A 14,118-nucleotide genomic window follows, 5' to 3' on the forward strand; every position below is an offset into this window, starting at 1 on the left:
CGGAGTCTCCGGACCGGCCCAGGGCGCCGCCCACCTCCCCATCCTTTCCGCGCGGTGCCTTTCGACTGCGCGGGCCGACAGCCGAAGGAGAAGCCGGCGATGAAGGCCGAGCAGATCACCGACCCGCTCGTCCACCACGGTGAAGGGCCGGTCTGGTCCGACGCGTGGGGCGGCCTCAGGTGGCTGGACATGCTGGCGGGCGACGTCCTGTCCCTCGCCCCGGACGGGATGGTCACGCGCCGTAACGTCGGCACCGTCGTCGCCGCGATCCGGCCCAGGCGCGGCGGCGGCGCGGTGCTCGCCGTCGAGCGCGGCTTCGCCCTGGAGGACGCGGCCGGAACGGTGACCCCCATGCCCCCGCTCTGGAGCCATGACCGGGTGCGCATGAACGAGGGCGGATGCGATCCGGACGGCCGGTTCTACTGCGGCTCCATCGCCTACGACCTGCGGGAGGGCGCGGCGTCGCTGCACCGCCTCGACCCGGACGGCTCCACGGCGGTCGTCCTCGACGGCGTGACGATCTCCAACGGCCTCGAATGGAGCCCGGACGGCGACCGCGCCTACTACGTCGACACCGCCACCGACCGGATCGACGTCTTCGACTACGACCGCGAGCGCGGGCTGACCGGCCGCCGCCCGTTCGCCGCCGCGCCGGACGGCCCGGACGGCCTGACCGTGGACGCGGAGGGCGGCGTGTGGGTGGCCCTGTACGGCGGCGGCTCCGTGCGCCGGTACGCGCCTGACGGCGGCCTGGACGAGGTCGTGGACGTGCCCGTCACCAAGGCGACGGCCTGCACGTTCGGCGGCCCCGGGCTCGACCGGCTGTTCATCACCACGTCCCGGGAGAACCTCGATCCGGGAGCCGAGCCGGAGGCGGGCGCGCTGTTCGCCTGTACCCCGGGCGTGCGGGGCGTGCCGGTGCGGGAGTTCGCGGGATGAGCGGCACGGGCGCCGACATGACCCGGTCCCCGGCTCAGCGCAGGCCGAGGAGGCCGATCGCGTTCTCCTTCATGATCAGTGGGCGGACCTCGTCCCTGATCTCCAGCTTGTCGAACGCGGCGATCCACCGGTCCGGGCTGAGCACCGGGTAGTCGGAGCCGAACAGCACCTTGTGCTTCAGCAGCGTGTTCGCCTGCCGGACGAGCTGCGGCGGGAAGTACTTCGGCGACCATCCCGACAGGTCGATGTACACGTTCGCCTTGTGGGTGGCGATCGAGATCGCCGCGTCCACCCACGGCACCGCCGGATGAGCCATGATCATCCGCAGTCCGGGGAAGTCGGCGGCGACGTCGTCGAGGAGCATCGGGTCGGAGTACCGCAGCTTGATCCCCCGCCCGCCGGGCATCCCGCTCCCGATCCCGGTCTGCCCCGTATGGAACAGCCCGATCACACTGAGCTCCTCCAGGGCCTCGTAGAGCGGATAGAACGCGGGGTCGTTCGGCGTGAACTGCTGCAGGCTGGGGTGGAACTTGAAGCCGCGCACGCCGTACTCGGTGACGAGCCGCCTTGCCCGCTCCACGGCGTCCGGGGCGTGCGGGTCGACCGAGCCGAACGGGATGAGGACGTCGCGGTGCCGCACCGCCGCGCTCGCGATCTCCTCGCTGGACAGCCCGGGATGCCCCAGCCCGGTCGTCGCGTCGACCGTGAAGACCACCGCGGCCATGCCGCGCGCCCGGTAGTACTCCGCGAGGTCCCCGACCGTCGGGGTCCGGTTGTCGTCGGAGCGGAAGTACTTCGCCGAGGCGTCGAGCAGCTCGCCGTCGAGCGCGTAGTGGCCGTGCCCGTCGCTCTCCACGTGCGTGTGGACGTCGAGGGCGACGATCGCGTCGACGTCGATGGCGGGTTCGTAGCGCGTCGTCATGTCACCATCCTGGAGCCGGCCGCCCCGTTGTCGCGCGGGTCAGAAGCCGTGGGTCGGGAGGACGCCGTCAAGCGGCTCGGGGATGGGCAGGTCGTCCCCGAGGACGGCCGATGCGCTGTGCGCGTAGTCGTCGCCCCGCGGCTCGGAGAAGATCGTCGCCTTACCGTCCAGCCGGTCGATCAGCAGGTACAACGGGATCTCGGCGGCGGCGTAGCCGCGGCGTTTGGGCCCACGGTCGCGTTCCGCGCCCTTACGGTCGCGCGGACGACCGGACGTCACCTCCAGGACCAGGACCACGCCGTCCGGCTTGCTGTGCCATTCGCGTCCCGCGAACGCGCCCTTGGGAGCGGCGATCCCGTCCGGGACGTACTCGCCTTCCGGGCTGATCAGGGTCAGGTTGCGGTGCAGTCGCAGGCCGTGGACGTCCCGTACCCAGTCATCGACGGCCACGACGATGGTCTCGTGCTGCCCGTCGGGGGTCGGTGACACGATGATCTCTCCATCAACCAGCTCGGCACGAAACCCGGGCATCACGTCAAGCGCGGCGAAGGCCTCGCGTAGGTCCTCGCGAACGGGCGGCGACTCGTCCGGCATCGCCATGATGGCAAGTCTCCTCGTGATGTCAGCGGTGGAACGCCGTAGTCACAACCTAGCAGCGCGCGCATTCCAAGTGCCGACGCCTATTGTGTCAGTGATCACTGGCTTGGTTAAATGGCCGCAGCCCGTCACCCTCCACCCCCCCGGGAGCCCGGCATGAGACCGACCTTCGTCCTCCGGATCGCCGCCGCCGGTCTGCTCGGCGCGGGCCTGGTCGCCGGGCCGTCGACCGCCGCCGCGGCGGCGGAACCGGCCCCCCTCAAGGCCGCGTCCGCCCCCTGGCTGTGGCCGCGGAGCGGGCTGGAGGCGGTGTCCGCCACCAGCCCGGACGACGTGTGGGCCGTCGGCTACCAGGGGTACCAGGGGATCGACTGGTCCGTACCGTTCTGGGGGGCCGGCACGATCCACGTCCTGCCGCCGAAGCCCGCGGTGGTCCGGTGGAACGGCTCGTCCTGGCGGACCTACGACCCGCCCGGCGCCGGTGGTGACGCGGTGATACAGGACGTCGAGGCCAGGACCCCGTCCGACGTGTGGGTGGCCGGGACGCTCCGCCCGCACGGGCAGCAGGGCGCCCCCTACCTCGCGCATTGGAACGGGACGGGCTGGCAGCAGGTGCAGGGCCCCGCCGAGAACTGCGCCCCGCGCAACCCCGCCCCCGACTCCGCCGGTGCCTGGTTCTCCTGCGGCAACGACCTCTACCGCTGGCAGGACGGCCAGTGGACCGTGCAGGAGACCGGCCGCCCGCCCAACGCGTGCTGCGTCTCCGTCAACGAGATCTCCGTGCTGTCGGACGACGCCGCCTGGGCGGCGGCCACCTGGGGCCTGCTGAAGTGGGACGGCCAGACGTGGAGCGAGATCCCGGGCTTCGACGACGGTTCCCGCTTCACGCACGTCCTCGCCGTCTCGGCCGACGAGGTGTGGGCGGCCGGCGTCAGGAACACGGGCGGTTCGACGTCCGAGCGGTTCCTGGTCCGCTGGGACGGCCAGTCCTGGCAGCAGGCCCCCCGCCCGCCGGCCCACCAGACGATGATCAAGACCGGCGACGGAACGCTGTGGGGGCTCCAGGAGTACTTGGGCGAGCTGTACCGCCTGGACGGCTCGTCCTGGACGCAGGTCGCGCCCCCCACGCCGAGCGACGGCCAGGTCACCGGCGGAACCGCCGTCCCGGGCAGCCCTGCCCTGTGGCTCGTCGGCAAGACCCCGAACGTCCCGGTTGTCATCAACAACCGCTGAACCCCGGCGGCGCCGCGAGGTATAACGGAAGGGCCCCTCCTCGCGGCAGGTGAGCCATGCCAGGGACCGGAACACGAGAACTCGGTTACTTACGCACGAACATCCTGCCTGCCCCGCTGGGCATCGCAGCTCACCATTTCCTTTCCTCACACGCACCGAAGTCGGCCGCGGAGTTCCTCGCCAGATACAGATACCTCGCCGTCGACGAGAAGCTGAGTTGGGAATTCCACACTGGCGTCGCCCCGTCCAAGATGAGGGCGCCCGCCGCCGACGTGGACCGTTGGATCGAGGCCACCCGCACACTCGTCCTGCGGGTGAGAGAGATAAGTAACGAGAGGGACGCGGCCCGTCACCGCCGGTATTCCAGGTTCGCGCCGATCTGGCGCCGAGCCCTGTGGATGATCCGCAACCCGGGCGGCCGCACCAAGGTGGAAGAAGCGTACCGGGCCGTCTGCGACCGGCTCGACAGTGAACTGGTCCTTGCCTACCAGGCGTACGACGAACAGGCCGCTGGCCTGACGGAGCTCGTCGAGGCGGAGCTGGAACGCAAGGAGCTCGCGGCGCAACGGGAGAGGGAAGCGTGGCAAAGGCGGCAACTCCGCGAGCGTGAGGAGCGCGCCGCAGCCCTGGGCGGTCCCGAGGACGCGGTCTGGGCGTGCTCCGTGACGGAGTCCTCCCAAGGGCGGCGGCGCATCGAGATCTGGCTGCCCGCGCTTGACGGCGACCCGGTCGGCCTGGACGAGCGACCGTCGCTGACGAACGCCACCGCCCGCGAAGTCCAGGCAGAAATAGCCAGGGAACGCGCAGCGCACCCGCACACGCCCGTGCACTGGGGAATCAACACTGCGCGGGCCATGCGAGAACGGCACGGGGACAGGGCCTATGCCGAGGTCGAGACCTGGGAAGAACTGACCGGAGAGCGGATCGAAGTGCATCCCGGACGGTCCCGCGATGGCCGCGGTAGCGGGCACACCGCCACCCATGGACCCTCCAGCACCTACGGCAGCGACTACGGCGGCGGCGGCCACGGCGGCGGCGACTACGGCGGCGGCGGATTCGCGGGCGGCGGCTTCGGAGGCTCCTACTGACCGGGAGGTGTCCGCTAGACCCCTCGCGGTGCCTGCGATCTCTTCGTCTCTCGGGCTGCCCTGCTCGGACGAGCGGCGACCCGGCCATGCTGGTCACGGACGCTGCGAACCCCGTATACGCGTATTACCCCGCGCTCTGAGTAATGGAGGTCCGCGGGGGGAGTTAGCGAGTTTGGGGGGATGGTGGTTGCGGCGGGTCGTCCGTGCTGAGGGGGCGGGACGACTCGCCGTGACTCAACGAATCGGGTACGCCGGGGGGACGGTCGTTGCTGGACGGTCAGTGCGCCCTGGCTGCGGACTGGACGGCCGTCCGCAGGGCCGCGCGGGGGAGCAGGAGGACGGGACCGTCCGGGTCCTTGCTGTCCCGCACCGCCACGACACCGGGGAGCCCCGCCAGTTCGACGCAGTCACCGCCATTCGAGCCGCTGTAGCTGCTCTTGCGCCATGCGGCGTTCTTCAGGTCCATTTTTCTTGGACCACCTTTCTTATGAATTCACGTGACATCTCTTCTGTCAGGGCCCGTGAACGTAGAACAACCAGGGTCCGTGCGACAACGCACAAGTCTGCGGGATCGTCCGTCGTGAGGGGACGGACGGCTGTCTCGATGTACGCGACTTCGCTTCGATCCTCCATCGTCGCGACCACGAACGCGCCCATGTTGCCGTCATGTTCGCCGCTTCCCAACACTACTTGAACCGTGATGTTGGGCAACATGCTTACGTCCACTAGGTGCTCCAACTGCTCCCTCATCGTCTCTGAGGTGCCGACCGGCCGGTAGAGGGCTTGTTCATCGATCAGGATCACGTAGATCGGTGGGGAGGAGTCGTCCTCTCTCGGGTCCTTGAGGATCTTCTGCCGACTGATCCGAGCGTCTGCGGCTTCCTGATTGTTATGCAGGATTGCCAGTGCGTAGGCCGGTGTCTGCGCCAGGCCGGGGATCACCGAGTGCTGATAGGTGATCAGCATCGCGGCGTCGGCCTCGATCTTCGGCCAGTCGAACCAGATCGGTACTGGGTGGCCGTCCTTGTTGAGGTCCTCCCAGAGATTGATGAGGGCGCCGTTCGCCTCCAGGTGATCGTCAACGATTTCCACGAAGGAGCGGGTAGCGCGCTTCTTGCCGTTCTCGATCTTGCTTACCTGTGGACCGCTGACCTGCGTGATGTGGGCGATCGTCTCCTGCTTAACCTCCTTGGCTTCGCGCATTCGGCGCATCTGTCGTCCGAAGGCGATGAGGGCGGGGGACTCGCTGGGGCGACGCTGACGACGTGGGGACATGTCTCTTGCCTCTCGTTGGCATCTGCCCACGGCGGAATTGATCTTCCTTTGTTTGCCACCTTGCGACGGCAGCCACATCGTAAGCGAAAAGTGCCTCACTGTGTTGGATAAATCACACATAGTGAGGAGTTGATCATGGGTGCGGCGGCGGAGAGCGAGATGGTGGTGAAGCAGGACTTCGGGGTTGTGGCGGAGGTGCGGCGGTTCGTGCGGCTGGTGTCCGGTCAGTGGGGCATGGACGACTTCGTGCCGTGCCTGGTGGCGAGCGAGCTGGTCACCAACGCCCTCCGGCACGCGTCCGAGGAGGACGGCGACGTGACCCTGCGGCTGGGCCGCACCGAGGACGACGCGCTATGGATGGAGGTTCAGGACGCCACGTGCGAACTCCCGCACGTGCAGGAGGCCGACATGATCAGCGAGGTCGGCCGCGGCCTGCTGATTGTGGAACAACTCTCCCGCTGCTGGGGCGTCCGCCCGCTGGCGAACAACGCCGGCAAGGTCGTCTTCGCAGTAATCGACCGCTCCTGAATCCCAGCGGAGGGGCGGCGCCCCCCAGTCCGCCCCTCCACCCCGTCCGGCCTCCGGGCACCGGCCCGGCCGCCCATGAGACAGGATCGAAAGCGCGTCGCAGGCGCACTCCTCCAATCACCCGCACCGACCTGGACCGGAGACACCACAGGCCATGGACGCCCCACCTCTCCCCATGCCGTCCGGCGAAACCTGCACTCGGGCGGATTATGAGGCGCTGCCCGAAGACCTTCCGGTGCGCGTGAGCCTCGTCCACGGGCAACTGGTCGTGAGCCCACGGCCCCGCCCGATCCATCAGCGCATCGCGCGGCGTTTGGCGACCCGTATCGAGGACGCCGCTCCCGACGCCTGGCAGGTCGACACCGACGTGGATGTCCTATTGGACGACGACGCGGTCGAGCCGGTCGAGATCGCTCCCGACATCGTCGTGTACTCGGTCACCCACGACGTCTACGAAAGGCCCATCCCCGCCGACCTGGTCACTCTCGTCGCCGAGGTGGTGACCCCGTCCACCAAGCGAAAGACCGGCGGAAGCAGCCGGCCTTGTACGCGGCGGCACGCATCCGGCACTACTGGCGGGTGGAGACCGACCAGACCGCACCGGCGTTCGCGATCTACACCTACGAGCTGGACGACGCCACCGCCGAATACGTCCCAACCGGCGTCCACCACGACCGGATCGCCGCAACCCACCCCTTCACCCTCGACATAGACCTGAAGCCCGTCCACAGCCGCTAACGCTCAAACCGCCCCGCCAACCCGCCAACCCGAGGCACGGCGCGGCCCCGCGCGACGAAGAGCGCCCAACCGGCCCACAACCGGTCCACAACCGGTCCACAACCGCCTAAGAAGCGCGATCCGGCGGTCTTGCCGTCCGGTACTACGATTTCGTATATTCCAATCTCGTGACTAACTCTGCCGTGCCCTCCGAAGAGTCGGCGCTGATCGCGCTGCAGCGCGCCACCCATGCCACCTTGCAGGTCCTCACCGCGAAACTGGTCGACCTCGATCTGACCGCCTCCGAGATCAATGCCCTCGCCATCCTCGCGGACGGACGCGGACGGACCATCTCCGAGCTGGGAGCCGCCGCCGGCACCCGGCCGACCACGATGACCAGCGTGCTGGACCGGCTGGAGCGGCGCGGTCACCTCACCCGCGGCCCCCGCCCGAACGACCGCCGGGTGGTGGTCATCGAGCTGACCGCCTCCGGCCGCCTGGTCTCCGGCACCATCCGGCAGACCCTGGCCGAACTGGAGGAGCAGGCCCTGGACGGTCTGCCCCCGGAGGCGATCGCGGGCTTCCACACCGTCCTGCGCGCATTGGCGGAGGTGTCCGCATGACCGCGACCAGCTCCGCGACACCCGAGCCCGCATCGCTCTTCGACGAGTTGATGGCCGAGGTGACCGCCGCCACCGAGCACTTCGACCACCGCGCCCACCTGCACCTGACCTGGCTGGCGGTCCACCGTGTCGGCATGCCGGCCGCCATCGGCCTGGTCAGCGAGGGCATCCAGCGCACTGCCCGCTATGCCGGAGTACCGCAGAAGTACCACGCCACCGTCAGCCGGGCCTGGGTGGAACTGGTGGCGCACCACGCCGCCGAGCACGCCACCCCCGACTTCGCCGTCTTCATCGACCGGCATCCCGCGCTGCTCGACAAACGCCTGCTCGCCCGCTTCTACCGCTCAAGGACGCTGGCCGGCACGCAGGCCCGCACCGGCTGGGTCGAACCCGACCTGGCACCTTTCCCCTGGCAGTGCAGTGATCAGGAGCCGCCCAAGAACGGCGACGGCGCCACCACATGACGGAGGCATCCTGTTCGCCTACGCCGCCGCCGAGGGGACATCCACCTGCGGACCGACGGCACCGAGACCCGGGCCCGCCGCCCCAGCCGCCGGGCGTCAAGGCCACCGGCTTCAGCGACCCCCGCAGATGCCCGCCGTCCTCCGTGGTGACCCGGGCACCCAAGTGGACAGCAGACCTGCGTGCGCCCCCGAAGGCATCGCCGACCAGCCCCGCCCCATCCGAACCTGAAGGCCGAGGCAGTCGAGCGCTACCGCGGCCTCGCCAACGACGTCCCCACCCGGGTCGGCGTCCCGCTGAGCGAGGAGCAAGCCTGACCCGGGCTGCGACGGACGCGCCGCCAGCCCCTGATCCTCGCTGGATCAGCCGCTGATCACCCACCGGCCCGACCCTCCAGGCCGGCACGCCCCGGCCCCGATCGCTCCTGAGTCGTCAGTTTCCGGTCAGGGCGGCGGCCAGCAGGGCGAAGGCGGCGACGATGACGGCGACGCGGACGTAGTGGAGGCGGTCCCAGCGGTTCGCCTGCTCCTTCCAGTCGGCGGGCCGGTTCTCCGGGGTCCACGTCTTGCCCCGGTTGTTGATCGGGACGAGCAGCAGGATCGACATGACCACGCTGAGGACCAGCAGCGCGCCGGCGGTGACGGTGAGGCCGGTGCCGCGGCTCTCCCACCCGGCGACGGCCAGGACCGCGACGAGGGCGAGCGAGGTGATGTACCAGACCGGCATCACGGCGCCGAGCATCCGGCCCCCGTGGGCGCGGCCTAGTTGGCCACTGTCACCAGGGAGCGCGTTGAGGATCGGATTGAAGACGAAGGCGACGGAGAACTCCACCCCCACCATCACGCCGAGAACCACGATGGCGCAGACCTCAAGTGCGTAGAGCATGATGACCCTTCCAAGAATCTAGTGTTGCTAGCTGATGGGTCAACGCTAGTACTGCTGCCGCTCGGTTGTCTAGCGATGCTAGGATCGCCTCATGTCGGTACAGGAACGCAAGCGGCGCGAACGGGCGGAGCGCGAGCGCCTCATCGTGGCGACGGCCCGCGAACTCGCCGAGCAGCGCGGCTGGGACGCGGTCACCACCCGCCGGCTCGCCGAGCGCATCGAATACAGCCAGCCCGTCCTCTACAGCCATTTCCGCGGCAAGCGCGAGATCATCGGCGCCGTCGCCCTGGAGGGCGCCACCGAGATGGCCGCGGCGCTGCGGGCCGCGACCTCCGCCGCGGACGGCCCGCGCGCCCGGGTCACCGCCCTCGCCCGCACCTACCTCGACTTCGCCGCACGCAACCCGGCGGTCTACGACGCCATGTTCGAACTCGACGGCGGCCTGGTCTTCGCGGACGAGGACACCCCAGAGCCGCTGAAGGACGGCTTCGCCGCCCTGCTGGAAAGCCTCGGCGAGGTCGCCGGAGACGGCGTCCACCCGGCCCTGTTCACCGAGCTGTTCTGGGCGGGCCTGCACGGCCTGGCCACCCTGACCCGAGCAGGACGGCTCCCGCTGGAGCACACCGAAACGAGGGTGGAGCTCCTGGTGGACCGCCTCGCCATGCTCTGAAGCCCCACCCCGCCGAGCACCCGGCGAGCACCGGGCGAGCACCCGCCGAGCACCGGGCGAGCACCCGGCGAGCACCCGGCGAGGGCCCCTCACCCCGCGCCGCCGCTCCCGTCCACTCCCACCCACCCGGCGCAGCCCCACAAGCCGTGCCCGGCACACCCGTCCCGGAAGCCGCGACGTACCTCGATCACGCCCCGCAACGCGCCAGGCAGCCGACCCCGCATCGCACGTAAGCAGCGCGAGCAAGTGCCCAGCACACCGCGTCCCACCGGCCCGCAGGTCACGAGCGCACGGTGAACCGGCCCGGGGACGGCTCGTCAGCCGTCCCCGGGCGCCAGCCGCTTCAGCTACACCCCTACTCCCTAGGTGTGACGCGGCCACATGTCCGCGACGATCGCTGCGGGATGCCGGGTGGTGGACGAGCCGCATGTGTCGGCCCGCCCACCGGAGGGTCGGCACCTCCAGGTAGCTCCCATGACGCCCGTGCCGGCGGTGACCGCGCGTCAGCCCTGGCCGGTGATGGCCTGCTGCTCCCGGCTGAGAATCTCTCCGAACTCCTCGAGGTCGTCGTAGTTGCTGAGGACGACGCCGACCCAACCGGTGTCCAGGTAGATGTTCCAGTTGGCGCTGACGCCACCGGTTCCGCCGCCGCGCCCGGACACCCACTGGCTGCCGTCGACGATATGGAGAACACCCGAGTACGCGTGGAACGACGTGGGGTGGCCGCCGGGGCCGTTGGACCCGGTGTACAAGTCGGCGTAGGGCCGGTTCAGCACCGTGGCGTGACGCAGCGCTTCCGCGAACCGGACCAGGTCCGGTCCGGTGGCGAAGACGTTGCCGATGAAGCTGCGGCCCGGATTCTCGCCTGGTCCCTGCTGGCTCAGGCTGTCCTTGTCCAGGTTGCGGACGCCGTCCACCCGGCTGCCGTCGGGCTGCCGCATGTAAGGGTGCGCGATGTGCTCGTCGGTGAGCCACTGGTCCCTGGTGTAGTAGGCGGAGCCGGTCATGCCGGCGCGTCCGAAGACGTGTTCGTTCATGTAGTCCCAGAACGTTGTACCGGTCACGGCCTCGACGATCTGCTCGGCGATGGCGTTGGCGGCGCCGCCGCCGGCGGTGTGGCCGTTGGCGGCGTCGTTCGAGCCGGGGGCGGCCACCAGCGTCGCCTGCCGGGCCCATTGCCGCCTGTATTCGTGCACCTCTTCGCGGCTGTTGAAGACGCGGTGCACGTCCGGCGCCGGGGCGTCTATCCCGGAGGTGCCGGTGAGCAGGTGGTGGATGTTCACCTGCTCGGCGATGTCGTCGGCGATGCCGTCCAGGTGGGTGCCGACCGTGTCCGTCAGCGTCAGCCTGCCCTGCTGCAGCAGTTGCAGGACGGCCACCGGGGGGAACGGTATGCCCGCCGAGGAGAGGTTGAACGCGACGTCCTGGTGGTTGCGGATCCGCCGTTCCTTGTCGGCCCAGCCGTAGCTGCGGGACAGCACGGTCCGGCCCTGGTGCGCCAGGAGCACCACACCGGAGAACTTGTCCTGTGCGGCCAGGCCCGCCACGTACCGGTCGTAGGCGCCGCCGGGCCGGGTGTCGGGCGGGATCGGGCCGCTCGGGGCCGGGTCGGCGTGGCCGGGCCGGGCGCCCACCAGCTGCGCACCGCCCGCCACCACACCGGCGGCCGCCAACCCGCTCCACCCGAGCAGCCGTCGCCGGTCGACCCCACGTACGGAATCCTCGTTCATGATCACGGCCCTTTCCTGGTCGACGACCGGCTCACCATCCGGCCCGCAACCCCCTGGCCGACGGACGGTCACAGCAGGGGCACCGAAAGCCGTGACCCGAATCTGCGGCCGAAGTAGGGCGGTGCGGACTCCGCGGTGGCCTCCAAAGCCGCGGACACCACGCCCACGGCACGGACCGCTGCGGTCCATGCGTCCCACTGAAGACGGAGAAGTGTTGCGCCGGCGTATGAGTTTTTCGATACGCCCGCGATACACCGGGGTCAGCGCGTCCACCACGACCGGGTCATCGCCACCCTGCCGGTCGCCCTCGACATCGACCTCAAGCCCACCCGGCCGTCCACGAGCTGATCCCGAACTACGCGGCAAGGCGCGAGACAGGTCGCGTCCCGACACCACACCCATCACCGGCCGCAAGGCCCGCGCTCCCCACCGCGAGGTGCACGCCGTCGAGGCAAGGATCAGAGCCACGGACGCGAGTCGAAGGCGACCGCCTCCTCCCTCGCCGCAATCGAGCGAGAGGCTTCCCGTCCACTGGCCGGCCTTCGAGTGTCAGCGAGGAAGGGAAGGCGGTGTCTCAGGCGATGGGCCACCCTCCGGGCATGTGCTCGCTCCAGCTCGATGAGGTCCGTGGTCCGCGCGAAGACGGGGAAGGTGGGGCCGCCCTGCTCGACCAACTCGGCGCGAACACGCAGCGCTGGAGCCTGGCGCCCGGTGCTTGCAATCTACAACCACCACCTACTACGGTCTCGCCAGGCGGTTGCAAACTACAAGCGGTAGGAGCCTTCATGCTGACGCAGGTGGCAGACGGCGTCCTGGTCCACCAGAGCGAGCTGCTCCAGAACAACACCGTTGTCGTGCAAGGACGGGCAGGCGCGCTGCTCATCGACCCGGGGATAACAGGCGATGAAATGGCCTGCCTCGCGAACGACCTCCGCGAGTTGGGCCAGCCCGTCGCGGCAGGGTTCTCGACGCACCCTGATTGGGACCACGTACTCTGGCACGCCGATTTCGGCGAAGCGCCCCGCTACGGCACAGCCCGCTGCGCGACCTACATGCGAGATCTCCGGTCGAATCCCGACTGGAAGGCCCAAGTCGCCGAAGGATTGCCGCCGGAAATCGCCGAGGAAACACCCCTAGACCTGTTCGGGCTCATCACCGGTCTCCCTAGCGAAACCACGCAGGTTCCCTGGGACGGCCCTAAGGTCCGAATCATCGAGCATCCCGCGCATGCCCCGGGCCACGCGGCACTGCTGATCGAGGAACACCGCGTCCTCGTGGCCGGCGACATGCTCTCCGACGTCTTCATCCCGATGCTCAACGACCCGGACGGCACCAACGACCCGATCGAGGAATACCTCGTCGGCCTGCGCCTCCTCGAAGACGCCGCGGACGACGTCGAAGCCCTCATCCCCGGCCACGGCTCCGTCGCCCGAGCCGATGAGGTACGCACACGGATCGAACAAGACCGAGCCTACGTACACGCCCTACGCAACGCCCAAAGCCCCAACGACCCACGCCTCGGCTCCTCCGCCAAACCGGGCTGGGAATGGGTGAACGACATACACGAAGGCCAATTCCAACGCTTCACCCAGAGAAGCGAGCCCTAAAGGCTGTCCCGTGACGTCGGCACACCAAGCTCCGTTGATCTTGGTGTGGAGCGGGTGATCGGTGCCGATCGGGAAGAGTGGGTGCCGGTGGTCACCGGCCTGTCGGTGCGGCAGTTCCACCGCCAACGTCCGGCCGCCCTGTTCACCGGCGACGCGTGAGGATCGTCGCAGGTCGGGGCGGTAAGGAGAACCGGGACCGGGCGGCAGTGGAGTCTGCCGCTGGGCGACCGGGTTCTGTTGATCGCGGTGTGCTGCCGCACCAACCTGACGCTGCGGCAGGTCGCGCTGCTGTTCGGGGTGTCGAAGTTCGCCGCGCACCGTGTCGTCGACCACCTGGCGCCGCTGCTCGCACTGACCCTGTTCGCCCGTCGCCACAGCCCCGACAACGTGTTGGTCGTGGACGGCACGCTCGTCCCAGTTCATGTCCGGGCGATCATCGCCTCGTCCAGGAACTACCGCTACTCGGTGAACATGCAGGTCGGCATCGACGCCAACACCCGGCTGGTGGTTGCGGTGGGGCCCGGTGCCGGGCAACCACAACGACGGCACAGCTCACCGTGAAACCCCGCGCGGAGTCGGTAAGCGCCGCGTCGGCCGCCGCCGCGAGCCGCCCGTCGGCCTCGGCATGACGCCGTGCGTCCGGGCCAGGGCATGCAGGCCGCCCGGGCGCAGACCGGGCGGCTGACCCGCCCCGGGCAGCAGATCACCAGCGCGCCCGGCCGCGCATGCCCACCATTACGGGACGGCCTTTCGGGAAGGTCAGGGGCCTGCGGTTTGGCGGGGTCCTTTGGGGGTGCCGGTTCGCGGGACGCGGGCCGGGTGGCGGTGTCGGGGGTGTGAGG

15 protein-coding genes and 1 pseudogene are annotated in these 14,118 nt (G+C 69.6%); 10 read left to right on the forward strand and 6 right to left on the reverse strand.

Features of this window, described 5'->3' with window-relative positions:
* The first annotated feature begins 99 nt into the window (after window positions 1-99).
* Window positions 100-939 carry an SMP-30/gluconolactonase/LRE family protein gene (locus tag E1289_RS11005; RefSeq protein WP_131978467.1) on the forward strand — a complete coding sequence of 280 codons (840 nt, stop codon included), beginning with the start codon at window positions 100-102 and terminating at the stop codon, window positions 937-939.
* A gap of 34 nt (window positions 940-973) precedes the next feature.
* Here the strand turns inward: E1289_RS11005 and E1289_RS11010 are convergent, their stop codons facing one another.
* Window positions 974-1,861: an amidohydrolase family protein gene (locus E1289_RS11010; protein ID WP_165970427.1), complete on the reverse strand. Its 888-nt coding sequence runs from the start codon at window positions 1,859-1,861 to the stop codon at window positions 974-976.
* 39 nt (window positions 1,862-1,900) lie between these two features.
* Window positions 1,901-2,461 carry a Uma2 family endonuclease gene (locus tag E1289_RS11015; RefSeq protein ID WP_131978470.1) on the reverse strand — a complete coding sequence of 187 codons (561 nt, stop codon included), beginning with the start codon at window positions 2,459-2,461 and terminating at the stop codon, window positions 1,901-1,903.
* A gap of 153 nt (window positions 2,462-2,614) precedes the next feature.
* Between E1289_RS11015 and E1289_RS11020 the strand changes: the two genes are divergently transcribed.
* The gene (locus tag E1289_RS11020; protein ID WP_131978473.1) at window positions 2,615-3,691 is read left to right on the forward strand and encodes a hypothetical protein; all 1,077 of its coding nucleotides are present in this window, start codon (window positions 2,615-2,617) and stop codon (window positions 3,689-3,691) included.
* A 56-nt stretch (window positions 3,692-3,747) separates the two neighbouring features.
* Window positions 3,748-4,779, forward strand: coding sequence for a hypothetical protein (locus tag E1289_RS11025; protein ID WP_131978476.1), 1,032 nt, complete (start codon window positions 3,748-3,750; stop codon window positions 4,777-4,779).
* A gap of 277 nt (window positions 4,780-5,056) precedes the next feature.
* Here E1289_RS11025 and E1289_RS11030 read toward each other — a convergent pair whose 3' ends face one another.
* Both E1289_RS11030 and E1289_RS11035 read right to left on the reverse strand, forming a co-directional pair.
* Entirely contained in the window at window positions 5,057-5,245 is a 189-nt protein-coding gene (locus tag E1289_RS11030; protein ID WP_131978479.1) for a DUF397 domain-containing protein, read from the reverse strand.
* Window positions 5,236-6,174 carry a helix-turn-helix transcriptional regulator gene (locus E1289_RS11035; protein WP_131978482.1) on the reverse strand — a complete coding sequence of 313 codons (939 nt, stop codon included), beginning with the start codon at window positions 6,172-6,174 and terminating at the stop codon, window positions 5,236-5,238. Before E1289_RS11035 ends, E1289_RS11030 begins: the two co-directional genes overlap by 10 nt.
* A gap of 15 nt (window positions 6,175-6,189) precedes the next feature.
* On the opposite strand from E1289_RS11035, the gene E1289_RS11040 reads away from it, so the two are divergent.
* The 4 genes from E1289_RS11040 to E1289_RS11055 all read left to right on the forward strand — a co-directional run bounded on the left by E1289_RS11040 (window position 6,190) and on the right by E1289_RS11055 (window position 8,386).
* The gene (locus E1289_RS11040; RefSeq protein WP_131978485.1) at window positions 6,190-6,582 is read left to right on the forward strand and encodes an ATP-binding protein; all 393 of its coding nucleotides are present in this window, start codon (window positions 6,190-6,192) and stop codon (window positions 6,580-6,582) included.
* A 543-nt stretch (window positions 6,583-7,125) separates the two neighbouring features.
* Window positions 7,126-7,320, forward strand: coding sequence for a hypothetical protein (locus tag E1289_RS39525; RefSeq protein ID WP_243712745.1), 195 nt, complete (start codon window positions 7,126-7,128; stop codon window positions 7,318-7,320).
* Between the two features lie 167 nt (window positions 7,321-7,487).
* Complete coding sequence (locus E1289_RS11050; protein ID WP_207928904.1) at window positions 7,488-7,922, forward strand: MarR family transcriptional regulator; 435 nt, start codon at window positions 7,488-7,490, stop codon at window positions 7,920-7,922.
* Window positions 7,919-8,386 (forward strand): hypothetical protein, encoded by a 468-nt coding sequence (locus tag E1289_RS11055; protein WP_131978490.1) that lies wholly within the window; start codon window positions 7,919-7,921, stop codon window positions 8,384-8,386. Before E1289_RS11050 ends, E1289_RS11055 begins: the two co-directional genes overlap by 4 nt.
* A 430-nt stretch (window positions 8,387-8,816) precedes the next feature.
* Here E1289_RS11055 and E1289_RS11060 read toward each other — a convergent pair whose 3' ends face one another.
* Window positions 8,817-9,269 carry a DUF1772 domain-containing protein gene (locus E1289_RS11060; protein ID WP_131978493.1) on the reverse strand — a complete coding sequence of 151 codons (453 nt, stop codon included), beginning with the start codon at window positions 9,267-9,269 and terminating at the stop codon, window positions 8,817-8,819.
* A gap of 91 nt (window positions 9,270-9,360) precedes the next feature.
* Here E1289_RS11060 and E1289_RS11065 point away from each other — a divergent pair, with 91 nt between their 5' ends.
* Window positions 9,361-9,939, forward strand: a complete 579-nt coding sequence (locus E1289_RS11065) for a TetR/AcrR family transcriptional regulator (RefSeq protein ID WP_131978496.1) — start codon at window positions 9,361-9,363, stop codon at window positions 9,937-9,939.
* 503 nt (window positions 9,940-10,442) lie between these two features.
* Here the strand turns inward: E1289_RS11065 and E1289_RS11070 are convergent.
* On the reverse strand, window positions 10,443-11,669 hold the full coding sequence (locus tag E1289_RS11070) for a serine hydrolase domain-containing protein (RefSeq protein WP_131978499.1): 1,227 nt from the start codon (window positions 11,667-11,669) through the stop codon (window positions 10,443-10,445).
* Between the two features lie 785 nt (window positions 11,670-12,454).
* On the opposite strand from E1289_RS11070, the gene E1289_RS11075 reads away from it, so the two are divergent.
* Window positions 12,455-13,276, forward strand: coding sequence for an MBL fold metallo-hydrolase (locus E1289_RS11075; RefSeq protein ID WP_131978502.1), 822 nt, complete (start codon window positions 12,455-12,457; stop codon window positions 13,274-13,276).
* Window positions 13,277-13,453: 177 nt separating this feature from the next.
* Window positions 13,454-13,820 (forward strand): annotated as a pseudogene (locus E1289_RS11080) (transposase family protein); the annotation flags it as partial.
* Window positions 13,821-14,118: the final 298 nt, after the last annotated feature.

This window comes from Actinomadura sp. 6K520, assembly GCF_004349245.1.
In the GTDB taxonomy this organism is placed as follows: Bacteria; Actinomycetota; Actinomycetes; order Streptosporangiales; family Streptosporangiaceae; genus Spirillospora.

Bases quoted from the DNA above. Each gene is read 5' to 3' on its own strand.
- E1289_RS11030 (WP_131978479.1), bottom strand. From the start codon at position 5,245: ATGGACCTGAAGAACGCCGCATGGCGCAAGAGCAGCTACAGCGGCTCG.
- E1289_RS11010 (WP_165970427.1), bottom strand. From the start codon at position 1,861: ATGACGACGCGCTACGAACCCGCCATCGACGTCGACGCGATCGTCGCC.
- E1289_RS11025 (WP_131978476.1), top strand. From the start codon at position 3,748: ATGCCAGGGACCGGAACACGAGAACTCGGTTACTTACGCACGAACATC.
- E1289_RS11035 (WP_131978482.1), bottom strand. From the start codon at position 6,174: ATGTGTGATTTATCCAACACAGTGAGGCACTTTTCGCTTACGATGTGG.
- E1289_RS11015 (WP_131978470.1), bottom strand. From the start codon at position 2,461: ATGGCGATGCCGGACGAGTCGCCGCCCGTTCGCGAGGACCTACGCGAG.
- E1289_RS11065 (WP_131978496.1), top strand. From the start codon at position 9,361: ATGTCGGTACAGGAACGCAAGCGGCGCGAACGGGCGGAGCGCGAGCGC.
- E1289_RS11070 (WP_131978499.1), bottom strand. From the start codon at position 11,669: ATGAACGAGGATTCCGTACGTGGGGTCGACCGGCGACGGCTGCTCGGG.
- E1289_RS11020 (WP_131978473.1), top strand. From the start codon at position 2,615: ATGAGACCGACCTTCGTCCTCCGGATCGCCGCCGCCGGTCTGCTCGGC.
- E1289_RS11040 (WP_131978485.1), top strand. From the start codon at position 6,190: ATGGGTGCGGCGGCGGAGAGCGAGATGGTGGTGAAGCAGGACTTCGGG.
- E1289_RS11060 (WP_131978493.1), bottom strand. From the start codon at position 9,269: ATGCTCTACGCACTTGAGGTCTGCGCCATCGTGGTTCTCGGCGTGATG.
- E1289_RS11075 (WP_131978502.1), top strand. From the start codon at position 12,455: ATGCTGACGCAGGTGGCAGACGGCGTCCTGGTCCACCAGAGCGAGCTG.
- E1289_RS11055 (WP_131978490.1), top strand. From the start codon at position 7,919: ATGACCGCGACCAGCTCCGCGACACCCGAGCCCGCATCGCTCTTCGAC.
- E1289_RS11005 (WP_131978467.1), top strand. From the start codon at position 100: ATGAAGGCCGAGCAGATCACCGACCCGCTCGTCCACCACGGTGAAGGG.